We start from the raw sequence: 386 nt of genomic DNA, 5'->3' as shown, positions 1-386 counted from the left end.
CCAACACAAACCACAACGATAACAACAGTTGTTGATAACGTTGCCCCAGGTTTAGGAAATGTTGCCAATGGTGCTTTCACCAATGATGACACGCCAGAAGTCCAAGGTACGATTAGTGCTACATTGGGTTCAGGTGAAGTTGTTGTGATATATCGTGATGGTATTAAGGTTGGCACAGCAACGGTATCTGGTACAACTTGGACCTATGCTGATGCAGGTTTGGCAAGTGGTTCAACCTATACCTATACAGCGCGAGTAGAAGATGCGGCGGGTAACCAAGGTTCGGTATCGAACAACTATGCGATTTCTGTAGATACCAGTGGTTCAAGTCAATCTGTACAAATCTTGTCTGTAATAGATGACTTTGCTCCGCAAACGGGTGTTGT

At 44.8% G+C, this 386-nt stretch carries 1 protein-coding gene; it reads left to right on the top strand.

What is annotated here, in order from left to right:
- Nucleotides 1-386, top strand: a 386-nt coding sequence (locus M2R48_RS21245) for an Ig-like domain-containing protein (RefSeq protein ID WP_262087613.1), incomplete at both ends; no start/stop codon positions are given.

The organism is Acinetobacter sp. I-MWF, from assembly GCF_025433935.1.
GTDB classification, from domain to species: Bacteria; Pseudomonadota; Gammaproteobacteria; order Pseudomonadales; family Moraxellaceae; genus Acinetobacter; species Acinetobacter guillouiae.
The sequence above is the reverse complement of the archived record's forward strand: the minus strand, read 5'-3'. Positions and strand labels throughout refer to the sequence as shown.